Here is a 16,661-nt window from a genome sequence, read left to right as displayed (position 1 = left end):
TTATAAATTAGGCTTACGAGATCAACCAAACTTTGTTAATTTCAACGATCTTATGTTCTCGACCATTAATAATCTCTGTTCTCAATATCTTACTAGGGTCAGTCTCTTGCACCATTTCTCTACTGTCTTCATCGGTCATATCATAAGCTTCAATATGCCGACTGAGCTGCCAGATATGGCAATCTAAGTACTTAGCAGTGTTTGCATTGTAGTGAATAGAGCTTTGAATACCATTTTGGGGCTGTTTATCTACTGACTCAAAGGTATTCTGATAAAAGTTTTTATGATCCTTTATCGCGCAAACTACTTGGGATTGACTGATATATTCTTCGTATAGCCAAATTTGTAGATAGTAAGGAGTTTGCAACGCTTCTAACGGGTCTTGCCATGACTGATAGATTTTTTGCAAATTTTTAATCAGTAAATACTCACAGTCACCTGTTGGCTCAGGATAAACACTACTGCCTAAAGGTAAGCGCGACCATGGTTGTACCCGAAACTTAACGTAGTCTCTTTTTTCTTGAGTCAGTAGATCAATATTAAGGCTCTTACGATTATCACCCCATTGCTCAATAGCACGTTTACGGCGGTTGATGCCTCTTATTTTTCGGTATTTTATAGCGTTGTTTTTCATAGCTAACTCTATTTTTAATTCAGACCGTGTACTCTACTCAGGCACAACCCACCCTCGAACATCAATCAATCTTACCCGTGACGGCAGCAGATATTAGAGCGGTGCGGCATACTTGCACGAGTTGGGCGGTTTATTCGGCTTCATTAAAAAACGTAATCCAAGTTTTACGGCTCATCGCACATCTGCTTAAAGCTTTTACCAAACAAGGTTTTATTGAGCTTTTGCTGATTTTTAAATACCACTTCAGAGTCAGCATGATAGACCTGCTCATTCACGCAATTACCAAAGCCAAAAGTAACCAAGTTTATCTTGGCGTACTTAGTAGGGTTGCTGGCTTTTTCTTCCTGATAGCGCTTGGTAGCCAAACTGCGATAATACTTACCACCATCGTCTGTGATATCTGCTTGTTCTTGAATTTGCTCTTCAACAAACTGCTTCCATCTATTTTGCACAGCCGTTTCATTCTTTAATAACGGCTCAATATAAGTTTTACACATTTGCGGGCTTTGCTTGAGTGCCTCACTGGGATTCAGATATCCCAAAATCGTCAATTTATTTTGTTTATATTCGCCGTCAATAGATTTGACCAACTCTTGCTTATAACCTTTTGCTTCAGGCACAACGTCAAGTCGTTCTACATTGCGCTTAACTTGCTTGTATTCTTCGGTTAGTATATCTAGGTCTTTCATCGACAATTTGTCTAACGCCTCAATACTCATAGGCGAAAAAAAGCTATCTAGATTTGATCTGGTTAAGCTTTCTAATACTAAATGTGAATTCTTGATTTGCTTAGCAGTATATTTATTACTGTCAAACTCACCCTGCATACTGCAAAAATCATCTTCCCATTTATAAGTTTCGGCTTGTGCGGTATTGGTTACGGTCATGGCAGCTACTATAGCGACTAGGGTAAATACTTTCACAACTTTGGTCCTTGTGGTTATATTATTTAAGTAAAAGACGTATTTAACTTACCAGTCTTTTTAGCAAATTAAGTAAAATCAATAATAGCAAAATTGCTATCTAAAGGGTTTTCATTACAAGCTGAACAAAGCAATACTTTCTTTTTACGGCTTTTAGGTGCATATAACTCTTGCTACAAAACTATTCATTCCCATCTAAATACGCTTTGAATGGCTGTAAAGCAGCTTCCATTCTCTGTACTTCTATTCTATGTGGTCCATACAGAGACACCGCATGCTGGTACATTTGAAAAGCATGTTCATAATGATCTTCTTGAATACAAGTAACTAACATCTCACTAATTGCTGTTATGACTTGTGCTATCACATTGGGTTCACTACTGGGATGATAGCGGCTAACTATTTTTCGAAGTATCTCAAATCGCTCAGCATTAAACCCTCCTTCTACCTTTAGAACTTCAGTTTTTAGCAGTAACATACTAGCTGTTATACATTCTGTCACGCTGTCAGTATAGGTTGTATATTCATCACTGATTGAATCTATAAGCTGAACGACTTTTTCATAATCTTTTAGGGCGTATAGCCCTCTTATTTTAGTCCAGTGAGCTTCTCTGTCATAGGCAGACCAAAGATCACTATCTACCCTCTCAGCAATTAGCCTAATGATGCTATCGGAGTTTGAAATCGCATCAAGATTTCTATCGAGATAAAGTAAGGTGGTACCTTTCGCTGTCAAAATAGCCTGCGCATGGAGACGAGTTGCTAATTTTTTGCTACTAGCATAGGTCGCGTATCCTTCATTACATAACTTTAGGGCAGCTTCATGGTCACCTTTTGCATTGAATTTATTAATTTTTTTTAATACCCTTAAGGCTTTTAAAGACTCAAGCATTACTTATACCTTCTTGCAAATCATTACAGTTAGTTTAGTGATTAAGTTCCTACTTCAATATCAGGCGCAGTCCAACCCCGCACATCAATCTTACCCGTAACAGCAGCGGATATTAGAGCGGTTCGGCGTTCTTGCATGAGTTGGATGGCTTGTTCTGCTTTATCTATTAGATGGTCAAATCTAGCTGTCTCATCTTCTATATATTTGATGATTGCCTCTATCTCTTTTTTAGGTGGTAAACCTATTTCAATACCGCCAACAGTTTCAGTATTTAAGTTTAACTGAGTACCCATCTTGCCTAGACCTAAATAAGCTTGTCCTGCTTCAAAAATATAAAAGAGAAACTTATTATTAATTTTTAAAGTTGGAAAATAAACAAATCCATCATGGATACATGCTTTTGATATTGTTATACATGGCTTGCCTACAGTACCCGCGATACTCAAAAACAACTCACCTGCTTCTAACTTGACACTTAAAGCAGCGCCTAAATCAGACAAACGCTGTGTTGTCGTATCTAAGTACATACCCGCTCTAGAAACATCTGCAATACGTGTCCAAGCATACTCACCTTCGTCGTCAAAATATTTTTGGTCAGCGATAGGTCTTGGACTAGCACCTCGTTTTATCTCAGATAGACGTTTGATACCTTTTACTTCCCAATGCTCAGGCACTTCACCAAGCCATTCGACGCCTGAATCTTTCATCGGCGCATCAGGGTTTAAGCCTTTCGTCACCGCATGACTAATGACCGCTTGGCGTTTCTCTTTTAACAGTTGGATAAGGGTTTGCTGCTTTTCGATTAGGGTATCGATTTGGGCGGTCTCAAAGTCGAGGAAGTTTAGAATGTCCTTTTGTTCTGATAATGGAGGTATAGGCAGTTCTAAGCTTTTGATTATGCTGGAGTTAAGCCCATGCATTATTGAACCTTTACCCTGAATTTTAACCTGATACTCAATTTCTAAAGTTCCATCAATTAAAACCTTAAAAAATTTGGGTAACATTTTATCCTTTTGTAATCCCAAACGTATAAGATGCGAATCAATAATCCCAGTCTGGTGGTCATCAGGTACGATTTCACACTTACCGCTAGTACCCATCATAGTGATTAGTATGTCACCAGAGTGAACTCGATAAACCTGCATAGCATTAAATTTATTTTCACTAATCCATCTTTTACCCAAAGAAAAGTCCTTCTTAATGACATTTTCCTGCCCGTAAACTTTGTAACCTGCCTCAACCATATCCTCTAGTTTCAAAGCACTACCAAAAGGTCCTATTTTAATACCGTCTTGACCATCTAATAATAAGTAGCGAACTTGTTTAATTTCCCAATGTTCAGGTATGTTTTCTAAACCAGTAATATTTGTAGCTTTATGACTTGCATAAGTAATGTATTTTGCCATTATGAATGCACCTCACCCAATAACTGCATAATCTCCGCGCTGACTTTATCTAAATCCGCATCAATCTCAGCCAGCGGGCGCGGTGGCTCATACACATAGAAATGACGGTTAAACGGTATCTCAAAGCCAACAATACCAATCTCTTCATCTATCGCGTCTACTTTATCGGCATTGATCCACGCATCAGGCACATGCGGCTGCACTTCATTGGCAAAGTAACTTTCAATCAGTTCAGTGGTCGTCACTTCAGGATTAAGTGGTACGTTTTCATAATCACGTAGATCGCTGTCTGTTTGGAACTCTACTATTTTGGCTGGCTTGTCTGATTGACTAGGCTTATAGCTAAACGCACCATAAAGCGGACTTTCAACCTTGACCGCTTTTTTGATGACGGGCTCAGCTTCAGGGTTTTTCCATGTGATAGCATCCATCAGCTGCTTTTTCTCTTTGGTGTCTAAGCTAATCTCAGCGTCTTTTAACGCTTGCTTAAACACTTTTTCAAACTCATTGTAGTCATCGAATTGGTTTTCACCAATCGCCGCTTGCAAGGCTTTGGCTTTATGTATAAGCGTAAGCTGATCTCGCCATACTTTAGAGTCAAGCACGTCTTTGATTTGCTTTTCTTTTAGCTCAGAAAAGTCCGCCTTAATCATCGCACGCGCCTCAGTCGTAACCGCCGATAAGTCGCCATAGTTGTCAGTCGTCCAGTTACCACCAAATGCCTCATACAGCGCTGGCATGACCATATCGAACGGTTTAGGTGCATAACGTAGGGTCTCTAACGCGCTATCTGACAGCTGAGCCGATAGACGTAGCGGACGCTCAATGGTAATACGGCGATAGCCAAACTCATGAGTGGCAAATATCTTACTGGCAAAGGTCTTAGCAGGTTCCGCTTTAGGATTAGCCGCTTGACGGCCACGGTTAGACTTCACCTCTTCAGGCTTATCGAGCACACGCGCATCAACCACTTCAAAGTCACCAAAGCTACGAATAATGGTCTTGATATCGTCATCGCTCATCTCGTTACGCTTTGAGCCAAGCGATTTACGCATCTTGCTGTATAGATTGCTACCGTCGATCAGTTGCACCTTGCCACGGCGCGCGGCTGCTTTTTTATTGCTGAGCACCCATACATAGGTAGCAATACCTGTGTTGTAGAACATATCAGTAGGCAGAGCGATGATGGCTTCTAGTAAATCAGCCTCAAGGATATAACGACGGATCTCACTCTCGCCGCTTCCTGCACCGCCTGTAAACAATGGCGAGCCATTTAAAATGATACCGATACGGCTGCCCTGATTGCTATTGGCTGTCGATTGCTCATCACTCTGCTCGTTACTAACGATCGGACGCATCTTGCTTAATAAGTGCATCAGGAACAATAGCGAACCATCAGACACCCGCGGCAAGCCTGCCCCAAAGCGACCGTCAAAACCTTTTTGTTCGTGCTCGTCCTTAATCTCACCTGATATCTTTTTCCAGTCCACCCCAAACGGTGGATTCGATAGCATGTAGTCAAACTGCTCACCTGCCAGCTGATCACTGGATAAGGTATTGCCCAGCTTAATGTTATTCACCTCTTGCCCTTTGATCAGCATATCGGCTTTACAGATGGCATAAGACTCAGGGTTTAGCTCTTGTCCATAGGTACGCATTACGGCGTCAGGGTTTAGCTCTAGCACGTACTCCATACCTGATGACAGGAAGCCGCCCGTCCCTGCTGTCGGGTCATATATGGTGCGAATAATGCCGTCTTTGGTCAAGGCGTCATCATCTTCCATAAAGACCAATGAAGTCGTCAGTCGCACGATATCGCGCGGGGTAAAGTGCTCCCCAGCGGTCTCGTTCGAGCTTTCAGCAAAGCGGCGAATCAGCTCTTCAAAGACAAAGCCCATTTCATGATTGGATATCGCCTCAGGGCTAAGATCCGTAGTGGCAAACATCCGCACCACTTTATATAGCAGGTTAGCATCAGCCAATTGACCGACAAACTCTTCAAATTTAAAGTGCTCAAATATCTCACGCGCATCTTTAGAGAAGGATTGCACGTAAGTGTTTAGGTTATCCTTAATATCGCTTTGACCCATTTTGCTAAGATCCATGGGCGAGGTATTGTAAAAAGGTCGCTTGCTGGCGCGCTTAAGAAAATTGGCTTGCGCTTCTTCAGTTTTTGGCTGCTTCTCTATAGGCAAACCTGCAATACGTTGGCTCTCAGCCACCACAGCGGCTTTGGTCTCTTCTAATACGCACTCTAAGCGGCGTAGTAGTGTAAATGGCAAGATAATGCGGCCGTATTGAGATTGCTTGAAATCACCACGTAATAGGTCAGCGACAGACCAGATGAAAGCCGCTGTTTGAGAGAAGTTTTTGGTCATGGGTTCGTCTTATTGTTTGTTGGGCAAGGATAGAGATTGTAAATCGTATGTCAGCGATGAGGTGATGGCTCATCTTAGATAAAATACAACCATCATAAGGGTATTCGACATTACTCGGCAAGTCTGAATGTGAGATTTGTTAGAAGGCTAATAGATTTCATCGTATAGAAATTCGACGTACTATGTACGTTTAGCAATTTAACCCCATGCAAGCAAAGTGCAAGTTATTTTAGTATCAGCACTGGCACTGCCAAAGGTGAGGAAAAATACAGGAAACTGACGATAATCAGGAAATATTTCTTGTCAGTTTTAGAAACCGATAAAGTGGAAACAGCTATACACACAAAGGCGTGAGGACGGAAACCTAACAGCATCAGGAAAATTGATTAGGGAAATGTGGCACCAAGAAGCGAAAAGTTAAGCACCAAAAAAGGCGTTTTTGCTCTTGGTGCCAAACTCGCAAACCGATATCAGCACACCGTTATAGCGGAACCAAGCAAGCACCAAGGCACCAAGAAAACAGATGAAATCATCGCATTACAGAATCAGCCACAGACACGCGATAAGCTGGCAAGTCGAATAAGACCCATTAGGCACAGTGCAAGAAAACGCACGAAAAACGTATATTATTTGCGCCTGTTTTGCACCCATTTAAGCGCTTTGCATCTTGACTGGTCAATAAGCTTGACATTTTCTTTGACATTTTTAGTCTATATTTTTCTACACCCTTTATTCTATAATGGCTTTAGCTGATAATTATTTTGACATTTTCTTTGACAAATTACGGTTCATTATTATGGCAGAGCAATCTAAAGAGTGGATTGACGATAACACACTTAGAGTAATGACCCATCGTTCTGGCGCATTCACCTTTACGCTTGGCTGCTTGCCTGATGAAGCACTTTTAAGGCGTATTGATGATGCTCAATTACGCTTTAATAAGACGCCAACAGTGCCAGAAATTATAGATAAAATTCAAGAGAAGGTTTTGGTCAGTAGTGTTTACAGTACCAATACTATTGAAGGTGGAGAATTTAGCGAAGAAGAAACGGATAGTATCTTACATACCGACCCAAAAGAGTTTCAGAAGACAGCCGAAAAACGCTTATTTAATCTAAAAGACGCTTTGCTGTGGGTAAACAAACACCGTAATCTACAGTTTGAGCCTACACAAGGCAAACCCTTCTTATTAGCAGATATTACACACCTGCATGCTTTGGTCTCGCAAGGCTTAGATGAAGGGCATAACCCAGTTGGGCAATTTAGAGATAATGAAAAATGGCAAAAGACTTATGTCGGTAATACAGAGTCTGGGGGACGTTATCAGCCCCCGAAGTGCCTTAAAGACATTGAGTACCTATTACAAGCTTGGGTTGAGTGGCTAAACAGCCCTGCTATTATTGGTCAGCATGTGATTGTTCGAGCAAGTTTGGCTCATTACTATTTTGAGCTTATTCATCCCTTTTGGGACGGCAACGGTAGGACGGGGCGCTTAATTGAGATGCTAATATATGAGCAATCAGGCTATAGACTGTCATCATCAGCTATATGGCAGTACTATCAACAAAATATTCATGAGTACTTTGCTTTATTCAATCATTGCCGCAAGCAAGCCAAAGATAAAAAGGATATGCCCAATCAAGCTTTTGTCAATTTTGTGATGGAGGGTATGCTGCAAACGATTAATGACTTGCATGATCAGTGTAATAAATTAATTGGTTTTTTACTGTATCAAGGCAGTCTAAACAATGCGAAGTTTAATAAAGTGATTTCTGAAAGGCAGTTTAATACTATTATGGTCATGATGGGGCTTAGTGATAATTACACCTCTGCTGCATTATTACGTAATCCGCAAATCAAGGCTTTATACAGTAATCGCACGGAGCGAACCTTTTATCGGGATATAGGGACTTTAATAGAAGAAGGTTTTTTATCTGAACAAGACGGAAAACTGGTTTTAGCAATTTAAGAAGGCTTTATTCAAAGTGAAATAGTCAAAGGGCGAGTAATCACTCAAACAATAAGTTCTGATCATTAGCGATAACAAAATGTTGTTAAATCTGTTGTTAAATTAATTTACAACAATAGCCTACCCCTTTGCTATTAAGGCTTATGAGATTAGGGTTGACTCCCGCCGAGCGCACCAATCATCGTATTTCCCCCTTCCTCAGCATTACCTCAGACCTCTAAAGCCCTTTAATATCAAAACTTCAAGTCTTTTGATATTATTTATCATGACCTAGTAGCCTCTATCAAGTGTTGTTAAATTTACTCGCAGCTTCTGGCTTGTTATTCGTCACGTGACTATTTAATTAAGCCGCCTCTTTTAAACGGCCAGCTTGTTAAATGACCAGCTCTAAGAAACTTTCTTTGAAAATACCTACTTGCTCTTTATCCACTGATACAAGCGCCGCCTACTCTGCCTCTTGCAAATGAGTAGCGAGCTGGGCGCGGCTGGGCACGCGGTGATAATTGATCACAGGAATACCGCCCAAACGGCGCTGACCGGCTGCCAGTGTTTTATCGATGGTAATCATCGCCACTTTTTTATTGTGTTTACAGATGAGCAAATGCTTGGCTTTACGCGTGACTTGATAATCAGGAAAAAACTGCTTAAACAGCACTGAGGTTTTTTGTAGCGCGTCATTAGAAGGCCGCTGGTTTGATTGCTTACCACTGCGCCCTGTGTCCGTCTTTGCGCCACGTGATTTTGCCAATAGCCACAAGGCGGCAATCACAGTGAATAGTATGACAAGCCACCACATTCCGTCTATCATAAGAAAATATATCCATCATTAATAAGGGTTGGCTCATGTTAGCAGAGTTAACACCCGCACTCATAACAGAAGTACAGCGTGCAGCACAACTATTGAGATCGAAATCACGTATTTGCATTTTGACTGGGGCTGGTATTTCTGCAGAAAGCGGCATCCCAACGTTTCGAGATAAGCAAACAGGGTTATGGGAAAACTACGGCGTCGAGGATTTGGCAACCCCTGAAGCCTTTATTCGTGATCCAAAGCTTGTATGGTCGTGGTATCAGTGGCGCAGGCAGTTAGTGGCTGATAAAGCACCAAACCCAGCGCATCATGCATTGGCCCAGTGGCAGTATCATGCGCAAACCTCCGATCAAACAGTGACACTCATCACCCAAAATGTCGATGACTTGCATGAACAAGCGGGTAGCTCGGTGACTCACCTACATGGGCATCTGTGGCGCAACCGCTGTGGTCAGTGTAATGCGCCCTATCAGGAGCAATCAAGCGCCGCATCCGACCATCAAGACACTATGCAAAACACTATGAGCGTTAATACGCGTCTCGATATGAGCTTTGACAATACCCTACTCACCTGTCCGCATTGCGGTGGTTATATCAGACCAAATATCGTTTGGTTTGGCGAAGCGCTACCTGTACAGGCGTGGCAGACTGCCGAAGAAGCTGCGGCTAATTGCGAGGTGTTTATCAGTATCGGTACCTCAAGCCTCGTCTATCCTGCTGCGGGATTGGCGCAATTAGCCAAACAAAACGGCGCGCAAGTTATGGAGATAAACCCCAATCCCACACCAAACACCATCGTCGATATCACATTTGCAGAAAAAGCAGGCGTGATACTGCCGCCGCTGATAGAAGCGATTACTGATTTATAAGTGCGGCCAGTGATATCGTTGAGTCCAAATAAATCAGATACGTCGCTATCAAGTCGCGCAATAAAAAGGGGGAGCGCGTTATATAAAGCGCTCCCCCTTTTTTGACATCGTGAGCCGTGCTTATTGCAGCGCAAGATCCACTCGTGCCAAATACGCTTGTTTTAGATCATCGTCTATGAATGACGCTCTAAAGGCGTTTTTTACCAAAGTGACAATATCGTCTTCTGTCAGCGGCAAGTTTTCTACCAGATTGATAAAGTTTTGATTGATATAGCCTTTAAAATACGCAGGGTCATCAGAGTTAACGCTGACATTTAGCCCATAGTCTAACAGCATTTTTATATTGTGATTTTGATAGCTCTCAAACACCTTAAGCTCGATATTTGAATTCGGGCAAACGGTCAGCGGCATTTGCTCCGCTTTTAAGCGCTGCATCAGCGCCGCGCTATGTATCGCCTGCACGCCGTGATCGATCCTGTCACTGCGCAAAACGTCTAACGCCTCATAAATATAAGAAAAATCTGCCTCTTCGCCAGCATGGGCCACCACTTTGAAGCCAGCGGCTTTGGCCTGTCTAAACACTTCTGTAAACTTAGACGGCGGATTGCCCAGCTCAGATGAGTCAAGCCCCACTCCGACGATATCATCTTTGAATGCCATGGCCGCCTCTAAAGTTTCAAATGCTGCATCTTGCGACAAATGCCGTAAAAAACACATGATGATACAAGATGTGATGCCGTACTTTTCTTTGGCATCCGCTAGGGCTTCTTTGATACCTGTGATGACCGCTTCAAAAGCCACGCCGCGTTCGGTATGGGTCTGCGGGTCAAAAAATATCTCGGTATGAATGACGTTGTCTTCGACACACTTTAGGATATAGGCCCACGTCAAATCATAAAAGTCCTGTTGGGTGATAAGGACGTTGGCACCAGCATAATAGATATCTAAAAAGGTTTGTAGGTTGGTAAAGTTATAGGCGCGGCGGACGTCGTCTATGTCTTTATAAGGTATTTGGATGTCGTTTTTTTGCGCCAATCGAAACATCAGCTCAGGCTCGAGCGAGCCTTCGATGTGCAAATGTAGCTCAGCTTTTGGCAGTTTTTTTATTAATTCAATCATAATATCTCAATAAGGGCGGTTTGTCTTAGGACAGACGATATTATATTTGAATTGACGCAAAAACCCTATAGACAAACCCTACAGGTGAATAGGTGAGCAGCACAGCGCTTTAAGAATTTAACAAAAGCCTGCTAAGTAAAAGCACCTAAGTGAAAACATTTAGTAAAAATGCTTAGGGCGTGTTGATCAGGCTTTCTTTAAAAACTAGCAAACTTACTTCAAGTACACCACTGTATCAGACAGTTCGTTGCCTGCAGGGTCATGCTCGAGATGATAATACTGCCGCAGCACTTGCCCCACCTCATCTAATAGCTCAAGCAAGCTTTCTTCTGTTTTTTGATTGGCAATACCAGCGACAGCTTTGTCACACATGGCGCGCCACACTGTCGGGCTGACATGGGCGCTGATGCCACGATCTGCCACAATCTCTAAACTGTGCTCACAGATATTGACATAGACCAGCACGCCTGTGTTTTCTTCGGTATCCCACACACGGTACTCACTAAACAAATCAATGGCGCGCTCACGGCAGCCTATATGATAAGCCTGCTGAATAGGAAGATGGTTTTCGATAATCAAAAATACCTCGCCGCGATGACCACGCTCCGCGCTGGTTACTTTTGCTGTCAAGCGCGCTTTGGCAGCCGCTGTCAGCCACTTGCTGTGCATCAAAGGCACAAACAAGACTTGGCGCCACCAGCGGGCAAAGCTGGGATGTGCAGTATTGTTTTCTGCCATTATATTACTTCCTCAAATACGTCGTTGCTCACGATTGTTTTTTTCATTGTATAAGGCTACCAAGAGCCACCGGCACCGCCGCCGCCAAAGCCACCACCGCCGCCGCCGAAGCCGCCGCCACCAAAACCACCACCACCGAAGCTGCCGCCACTACCACCGCCCATGCCCGGTAAGAAAATCATGCCGCCACCGCCGCCGCGGCCGCCCCTGCCACCGCCTGAGCCACGTGAGATAAGGAACATCCACAAAAATATCGCCATAATGACGGTCATAAAAAATCCGCCACCCAGCGCCAGTGAGCCTGCAAAAAAGCCGCCAGCCGTCAGGATAGAGCCAAACACACGGCCAAATATATTAGTAATAAAACCACCGAAAATCATCGCCATGATAAACAAAAAGATCGGCGATGGTACCTCGTCACCTCCCTGCTGCGCACTACGCTCTGCTGCTTGGGCATCGGCACGCGCCAGCACCTCAGGATCAGCGCTCAGGCGTGTCTTTAGCGCGTCTACCCCTGCCAATATACCAGCGCCATAATTGTTTTGTTTAAACAAAGGGGTGATGTCTTCTCGAATGATGCGATTGACCGCAGCATCAGGCAACACGCCCTCAAGCCCATAACCGGTCAAAATATACATATTGCGGTCATTGACCGCGACAACCATCAGCAAACCATCATCGATATCTTGGTCGCCCAGCTGCCATTTTTCTGCCACTTGTAACGCATAGTCAAATATCGGCAGCCCGTTGGTCGTCGGTACAATCACAACCGCCGCCTGCGCCAGACCTTGCTGATAGATACTCTTAAGCTGCGCCTCTAAGCGCTGTTTTTCTTGCGGGTTTAAGATATTGGCTTGATCCACCACAGGCGAATTTAGGATCAGTTTGTCAGCATCGACGCTTTTGGCGCTTGATTGTATCGGCGCAGCAGTCGTTTGCGCTGCATTAGAATTGATGGTGTCATTGCTATCTTGACTGTCATTGCTAAGAATGGCTTCGTTGATCGCCTCATTCCCCAATACTGCCTCATTAATGGCTTCATTGGATTCGCCTGCTTTGGCAATTGCCACCAATTCTTCGACACTGCGGCTCTGCACGTTTGAGCCATTATCTACAGCGACCGCACTATCAGCAGCGTCGTTGGGCGCGGCGTGCAGCATCGGTGCACCGCCCAGACTCAGTGTAAATAGTAATACTGATAAGATTGCTTTTGAATGATTCATCTAATCTATACCACCTTAAGTGACCGCTGTACTTATTGTAAAATTATAAAACACTAAAATTTAGGCTCGTAAAGTTCTGGGTCATAAACACCAGTGCCACAACCCCTAAAACAAATAAAGCGGTCAACACCGCTTTATTTTATGGCGACTTAGAAGCTACTCAGCGCTCGTGTTCGCCGAGTCACCAAAATCGACGCTTGGCGCAGTCGAAATAGCCTCTTCGTCGGTCACGCTAAAGTTTGGCTTAGTATCCATTCCAAATACTTTGGCAGTGATATTGGTCGGGAACTGACGCACGGTGGTGTTATAACCCTGCACTTCTTGGATATAACGGTTGCGCGCGACGGCGATACGGTTTTCTGTGCCTTCTAGCTGAGCTTGTAAATCTTGAAACAACGCATCTGACTTGAGCTCAGGATAGCGCTCAGACACTGCCATCAAACGCGACAGCGCCCCTGTCATCTGCTCTTGGGCGGCGGCATAACGCTCCATCGCTTCTGGGTCGTTTAGCACCTCTGGCGTAACGGTAATGCTGCCAGCACGCGCGCGCGCTTCGGCCACTTGAGTAAACACCTCTTGCTCTTGCTCAGCATACTGCTGTACCACTTTGACTAAGTTTGGCACCAAATCTGCGCGGCGCTGATACTGGTTGACCACCTCTGACCACGATGCAGTCACCTGCTCGTCTTGCGCTTGCAAATTATTATAGCCACAGCCGCTGAGGCCGGCACTAGACGTCGCTAGTACCGCTGCTATCAGCATGGGTTTTACCATAGATTTACGTGTCATCATTTCTCTCCTAATTTCATTTTTTGCGCTAGCTGTTCACGTCTATTCCGTGTCTATTTTTATCATTATAGCTTATAAGATATGGTAGTAATAATGGCGCTATCGTACTGCTTTTACAATTCATCGTTACCAAAACACAACCGCGATGCCGCCGGTAAGCAGACGCCTGTATCGTTTTTTAACAAAAAGCTTCTGCTAGGATAAACACAAACATAGGTCTACTCCCTTGCCACCCTAGAAAAAGCAGCTTTCTTAAATAAGAATATATACGCTTATATATAAAGAAAATTCTAGTAATTAATAGAAAAATATGGCAAATTGCAGTTACGTAGCCGTACGGTTTGAATACATTTGGTAGTGGACATATGGTTCGTTTAGTATTAGCAGTCCATCGGTAGCTTGATGAAAACGTTGACAAACTGCGTAATACTTACTAAACAGATTTGTTTGTTATTGGTCCAATACCCTGTCATTGCACCGTGCTGCTCATAGCAAGTCCCGCTATCAGTTTGATGGCTATTTAATTATATAACCGCCTGTTTTGTTTGTGGGTCTACTTATAACGTATCTGAGCGCTTGGTCATTTATGCCGTGCCTTATGCTCAGACAGCAATAAATCGTAGCCGTGACTGATGTGATACAGATAGCGGCGAGCAGTAGAATGATTTGCTGATCAGCCCTACGGACAAATACAGACAACTACAGTCCATTCTTAGTGGTGACACAACGTATGAGACTGCGCTAGCACAGGTAAGTCGATGCTGATAATTTAACTGCTTAACTTGAATAAGTAAGTTAACCAGTTAGTTTACGCCTAGCATACAGCGCCACTTTAAGACAGTACTAGGAATACATGATATGGAAGGTTTAGTCAGTTTAGCAAATGGAATTATTTGGAGCCCAGCGCTGGTATATTTATGCCTAGGCGCCGGGCTTTTTTATTCTATAATGACGCGCTTTGTGCAAGTTCGTCTATTTGGGGAGATGCTCCGACTGTTGTTTAAAGGCAAACCAGACAATGATGGTATCTCATCATTTCAGGCACTTGCCGTCTCACTCGCAGGCCGCGTTGGTATGGGTAACATCGCTGGGGTGGCAGCCGCGATCGGCTTCGGTGGCCCAGGTGCAGTATTTTGGATGTGGATCGTGGCATTCTTGGGCGCATCTACCGCGTATGTCGAATCGACTTTGGGTCAAATCTATAAAGAGCGCGACGTCGTTACTGGCGAATATCGCGGTGGCCCTGCATATTACTTCGAACGCGCCCTTGGCCAAAAATGGTATGGTATCTTATTCGCCATAGCCTCTATCGTCGCTTGTGGTGTGTTCTTACCTGGCGTACAGGCCAACGGTGTCATCAACGCTGTCGCGCAGGTCGCAGGTGAAGGCTCGGCGATGACTCTAGCTGGCATAGAGACGGGTACCACGCGCCTGATCGCTCTTGCTATCATTTTGGTGGTTTTAGGCTTTATCATCTTTGGTGGTATCAAGCGTATCGCAACCTTTACTGAGTATGCGGTACCATTTATGGCGCTAGGCTACATTATCCTAGCTCTACTTATCATGTTCACCAATTTCAGCATGATCCCGCAAGTATTTGGCGCAATCATTGGTGATGCCTTTACTGCTCAAGCAGGCTTTGGTGCTGCCATTGGTTGGGGCGTAAAACGTGGCATTTACTCAAACGAAGCAGGTCAAGGTACAGGTCCTCACGCCGCCTCTGCCGCTGCGGTCGATCACCCAGCTCAGCAAGGTTTGGTACAAGCTTTTTCAGTCTATGTAGATACCTTGCTTGTTTGTTCTGCCACTGCTTTTATGATCTTATCAACTGGCATGTACAACATCCAAGGCGAGCTGGCTGAAGGGCAGTTTATCGTCCAAAACGTCGCCGCTGATGTTGAGATCAACTCTCCATCATTCACCCAAATGGCGATGGAGTCTGTCTACGGCAACTTTGGTGACACCTTTATTGCTGTCGCGGTATTCTTCTTTGCCTTCACCACTATCTTGGCGTACTACTATATCGCGGAAGTCAATATCTCATACCTGACCCGCTCAATGGGTAAAGGCGCGAGTAAGACAGGTCAGTTTATCGTGAAGCTCGTTATCATGTTTATGGTAGCTTACGGCGCGCTCAACAGCTCAGGCTACATCTGGGGCCTCGGCGATGTTGGTGTTGGTCTTATGGCATGGCTCAATATCGTTGGTATCATCGTTATCTTCTTTGTGGCACGTCCTGCTATCGATATTTTGCGAGACTATGAAGCCCAGCTCAAAGCAGGCGGCGGTACTACTTCTAATAGGTTCACCTTTGATCCTAAGAAATTTGGCATCAAAAACGCCACTTATTGGGAAGAGCGCCATCTAAAAGGGCAACAAAGAGTGAATGCGGACCCATTACATAAAGAGCCTAAATAATCGCTCGATTGTATTGAGTTTTAATAATAAAAAAACCCGAGACCAGTGTCTCGGGTTTTTTTAGCCGTTATTTGGCGGCATTATCTTTAGGGCGTGTCCCTAATTCAAGCGTTTATGACTAAAAGGGCTAAAAATGGCTAAATCTTTGGCAAACGGTGTCAAATAGCTGACTAATATCTCGATATTACTTGCGCTATTTTCCTTGTTTGACGGCGATTTATCTCATTTTTATCGCCATTTTTAAAATGAGGACACACCCTAGTGATTTACTCATAAGGCCTGCTAATCTATAAGCCACTACCCTTTATTGATATTACCAACGTCAGATACTTATATAGCAATGAATGTATAGCAATGAATGAAAATGACGGTGTACTGCACAATACCTATTGGATAACATAACACGCTACTTTGTTTATCCACTCTTTACGATATATACTGATATGACAACTGTTTGACAAACCGCATTTTGATAAACCACATTGTCAAAAG

Annotated in this window: 13 protein-coding genes; 3 read left to right on the top strand and 10 right to left on the bottom strand. The window is 43.8% G+C overall.

Annotated features, from left to right (window positions below; translation table 11 throughout):
• Window positions 1-13: 13 nt before the first annotated feature.
• The 5 genes from JMX98_RS03850 to JMX98_RS03830 all read right to left on the bottom strand — a co-directional run bounded on the left by JMX98_RS03850 (window position 14) and on the right by JMX98_RS03830 (window position 6,233).
• Window positions 14-634, bottom strand: a complete 621-nt coding sequence (locus tag JMX98_RS03850) for a hypothetical protein (protein WP_201584827.1) — start codon at window positions 632-634, stop codon at window positions 14-16.
• Window positions 635-798: 164 nt separating this feature from the next.
• The gene (locus JMX98_RS03845; protein ID WP_201584826.1) at window positions 799-1,557 is read right to left on the bottom strand and encodes a hypothetical protein; all 759 of its coding nucleotides are present in this window, start codon (window positions 1,555-1,557) and stop codon (window positions 799-801) included.
• A gap of 181 nt (window positions 1,558-1,738) precedes the next feature.
• On the bottom strand, window positions 1,739-2,449 hold the full coding sequence (locus tag JMX98_RS03840; RefSeq protein ID WP_201584825.1) for a hypothetical protein: 711 nt from the start codon (window positions 2,447-2,449) through the stop codon (window positions 1,739-1,741).
• A 41-nt stretch (window positions 2,450-2,490) separates the two neighbouring features.
• A complete protein-coding gene (locus JMX98_RS03835; protein ID WP_201584824.1) occupies window positions 2,491-3,855 on the bottom strand; it encodes a restriction endonuclease subunit S in 1,365 nt (454 codons plus the stop codon).
• Window positions 3,855-6,233, bottom strand: coding sequence for a type I restriction-modification system subunit M (locus JMX98_RS03830; protein ID WP_201584823.1), 2,379 nt, complete (start codon window positions 6,231-6,233; stop codon window positions 3,855-3,857). Before JMX98_RS03830 ends, JMX98_RS03835 begins: the two co-directional genes overlap by 1 nt.
• 796 nt (window positions 6,234-7,029) lie before the next feature.
• On the opposite strand from JMX98_RS03830, the gene JMX98_RS03825 reads away from it, so the two are divergent.
• Window positions 7,030-8,202 (top strand): Fic family protein, encoded by a 1,173-nt coding sequence (locus JMX98_RS03825; RefSeq protein WP_201584908.1) that lies wholly within the window; start codon window positions 7,030-7,032, stop codon window positions 8,200-8,202.
• 445 nt (window positions 8,203-8,647) lie between these two features.
• Here JMX98_RS03825 and JMX98_RS03820 read toward each other — a convergent pair whose 3' ends face one another.
• The gene (locus JMX98_RS03820; protein ID WP_227680019.1) at window positions 8,648-8,998 is read right to left on the bottom strand and encodes a hypothetical protein; all 351 of its coding nucleotides are present in this window, start codon (window positions 8,996-8,998) and stop codon (window positions 8,648-8,650) included.
• 47 nt (window positions 8,999-9,045) lie between these two features.
• Between JMX98_RS03820 and JMX98_RS03815 the strand changes: the two genes are divergently transcribed.
• A complete protein-coding gene (locus tag JMX98_RS03815; RefSeq protein ID WP_201584821.1) occupies window positions 9,046-9,882 on the top strand; it encodes an SIR2 family NAD-dependent protein deacylase in 837 nt (278 codons plus the stop codon).
• 120 nt (window positions 9,883-10,002) lie between these two features.
• Here JMX98_RS03815 and JMX98_RS03810 read toward each other — a convergent pair whose 3' ends face one another.
• The 4 genes from JMX98_RS03810 to JMX98_RS03795 form a co-directional block, all read right to left on the bottom strand.
• A complete protein-coding gene (locus tag JMX98_RS03810) occupies window positions 10,003-11,001 on the bottom strand; it encodes an adenosine deaminase (RefSeq protein ID WP_201584820.1) in 999 nt (332 codons plus the stop codon).
• A gap of 213 nt (window positions 11,002-11,214) precedes the next feature.
• The gene (locus tag JMX98_RS03805; protein WP_105244887.1) at window positions 11,215-11,739 is read right to left on the bottom strand and encodes a TPM domain-containing protein; all 525 of its coding nucleotides are present in this window, start codon (window positions 11,737-11,739) and stop codon (window positions 11,215-11,217) included.
• 56 nt (window positions 11,740-11,795) lie between these two features.
• Window positions 11,796-12,962, bottom strand: a complete 1,167-nt coding sequence (locus JMX98_RS03800) for a TPM domain-containing protein (protein WP_201584818.1) — start codon at window positions 12,960-12,962, stop codon at window positions 11,796-11,798.
• 156 nt (window positions 12,963-13,118) lie between these two features.
• Window positions 13,119-13,751: a LemA family protein gene (locus tag JMX98_RS03795; protein WP_075102559.1), complete on the bottom strand. Its 633-nt coding sequence runs from the start codon at window positions 13,749-13,751 to the stop codon at window positions 13,119-13,121.
• Window positions 13,752-14,609: 858 nt separating this feature from the next.
• On the opposite strand from JMX98_RS03795, the gene JMX98_RS03790 reads away from it, so the two are divergent.
• Window positions 14,610-16,169, top strand: a complete 1,560-nt coding sequence (locus JMX98_RS03790; RefSeq protein ID WP_201584817.1) for an alanine/glycine:cation symporter family protein — start codon at window positions 14,610-14,612, stop codon at window positions 16,167-16,169.
• Window positions 16,170-16,661 lie beyond the last annotated feature (492 nt).

This window comes from Psychrobacter sp. HII-4 (assembly GCF_904846595.1).
Lineage (GTDB): Bacteria > Pseudomonadota > Gammaproteobacteria > Pseudomonadales > Moraxellaceae > Psychrobacter > Psychrobacter celer.
This window is presented reverse-complemented; position numbering and strand designations above follow the sequence as displayed.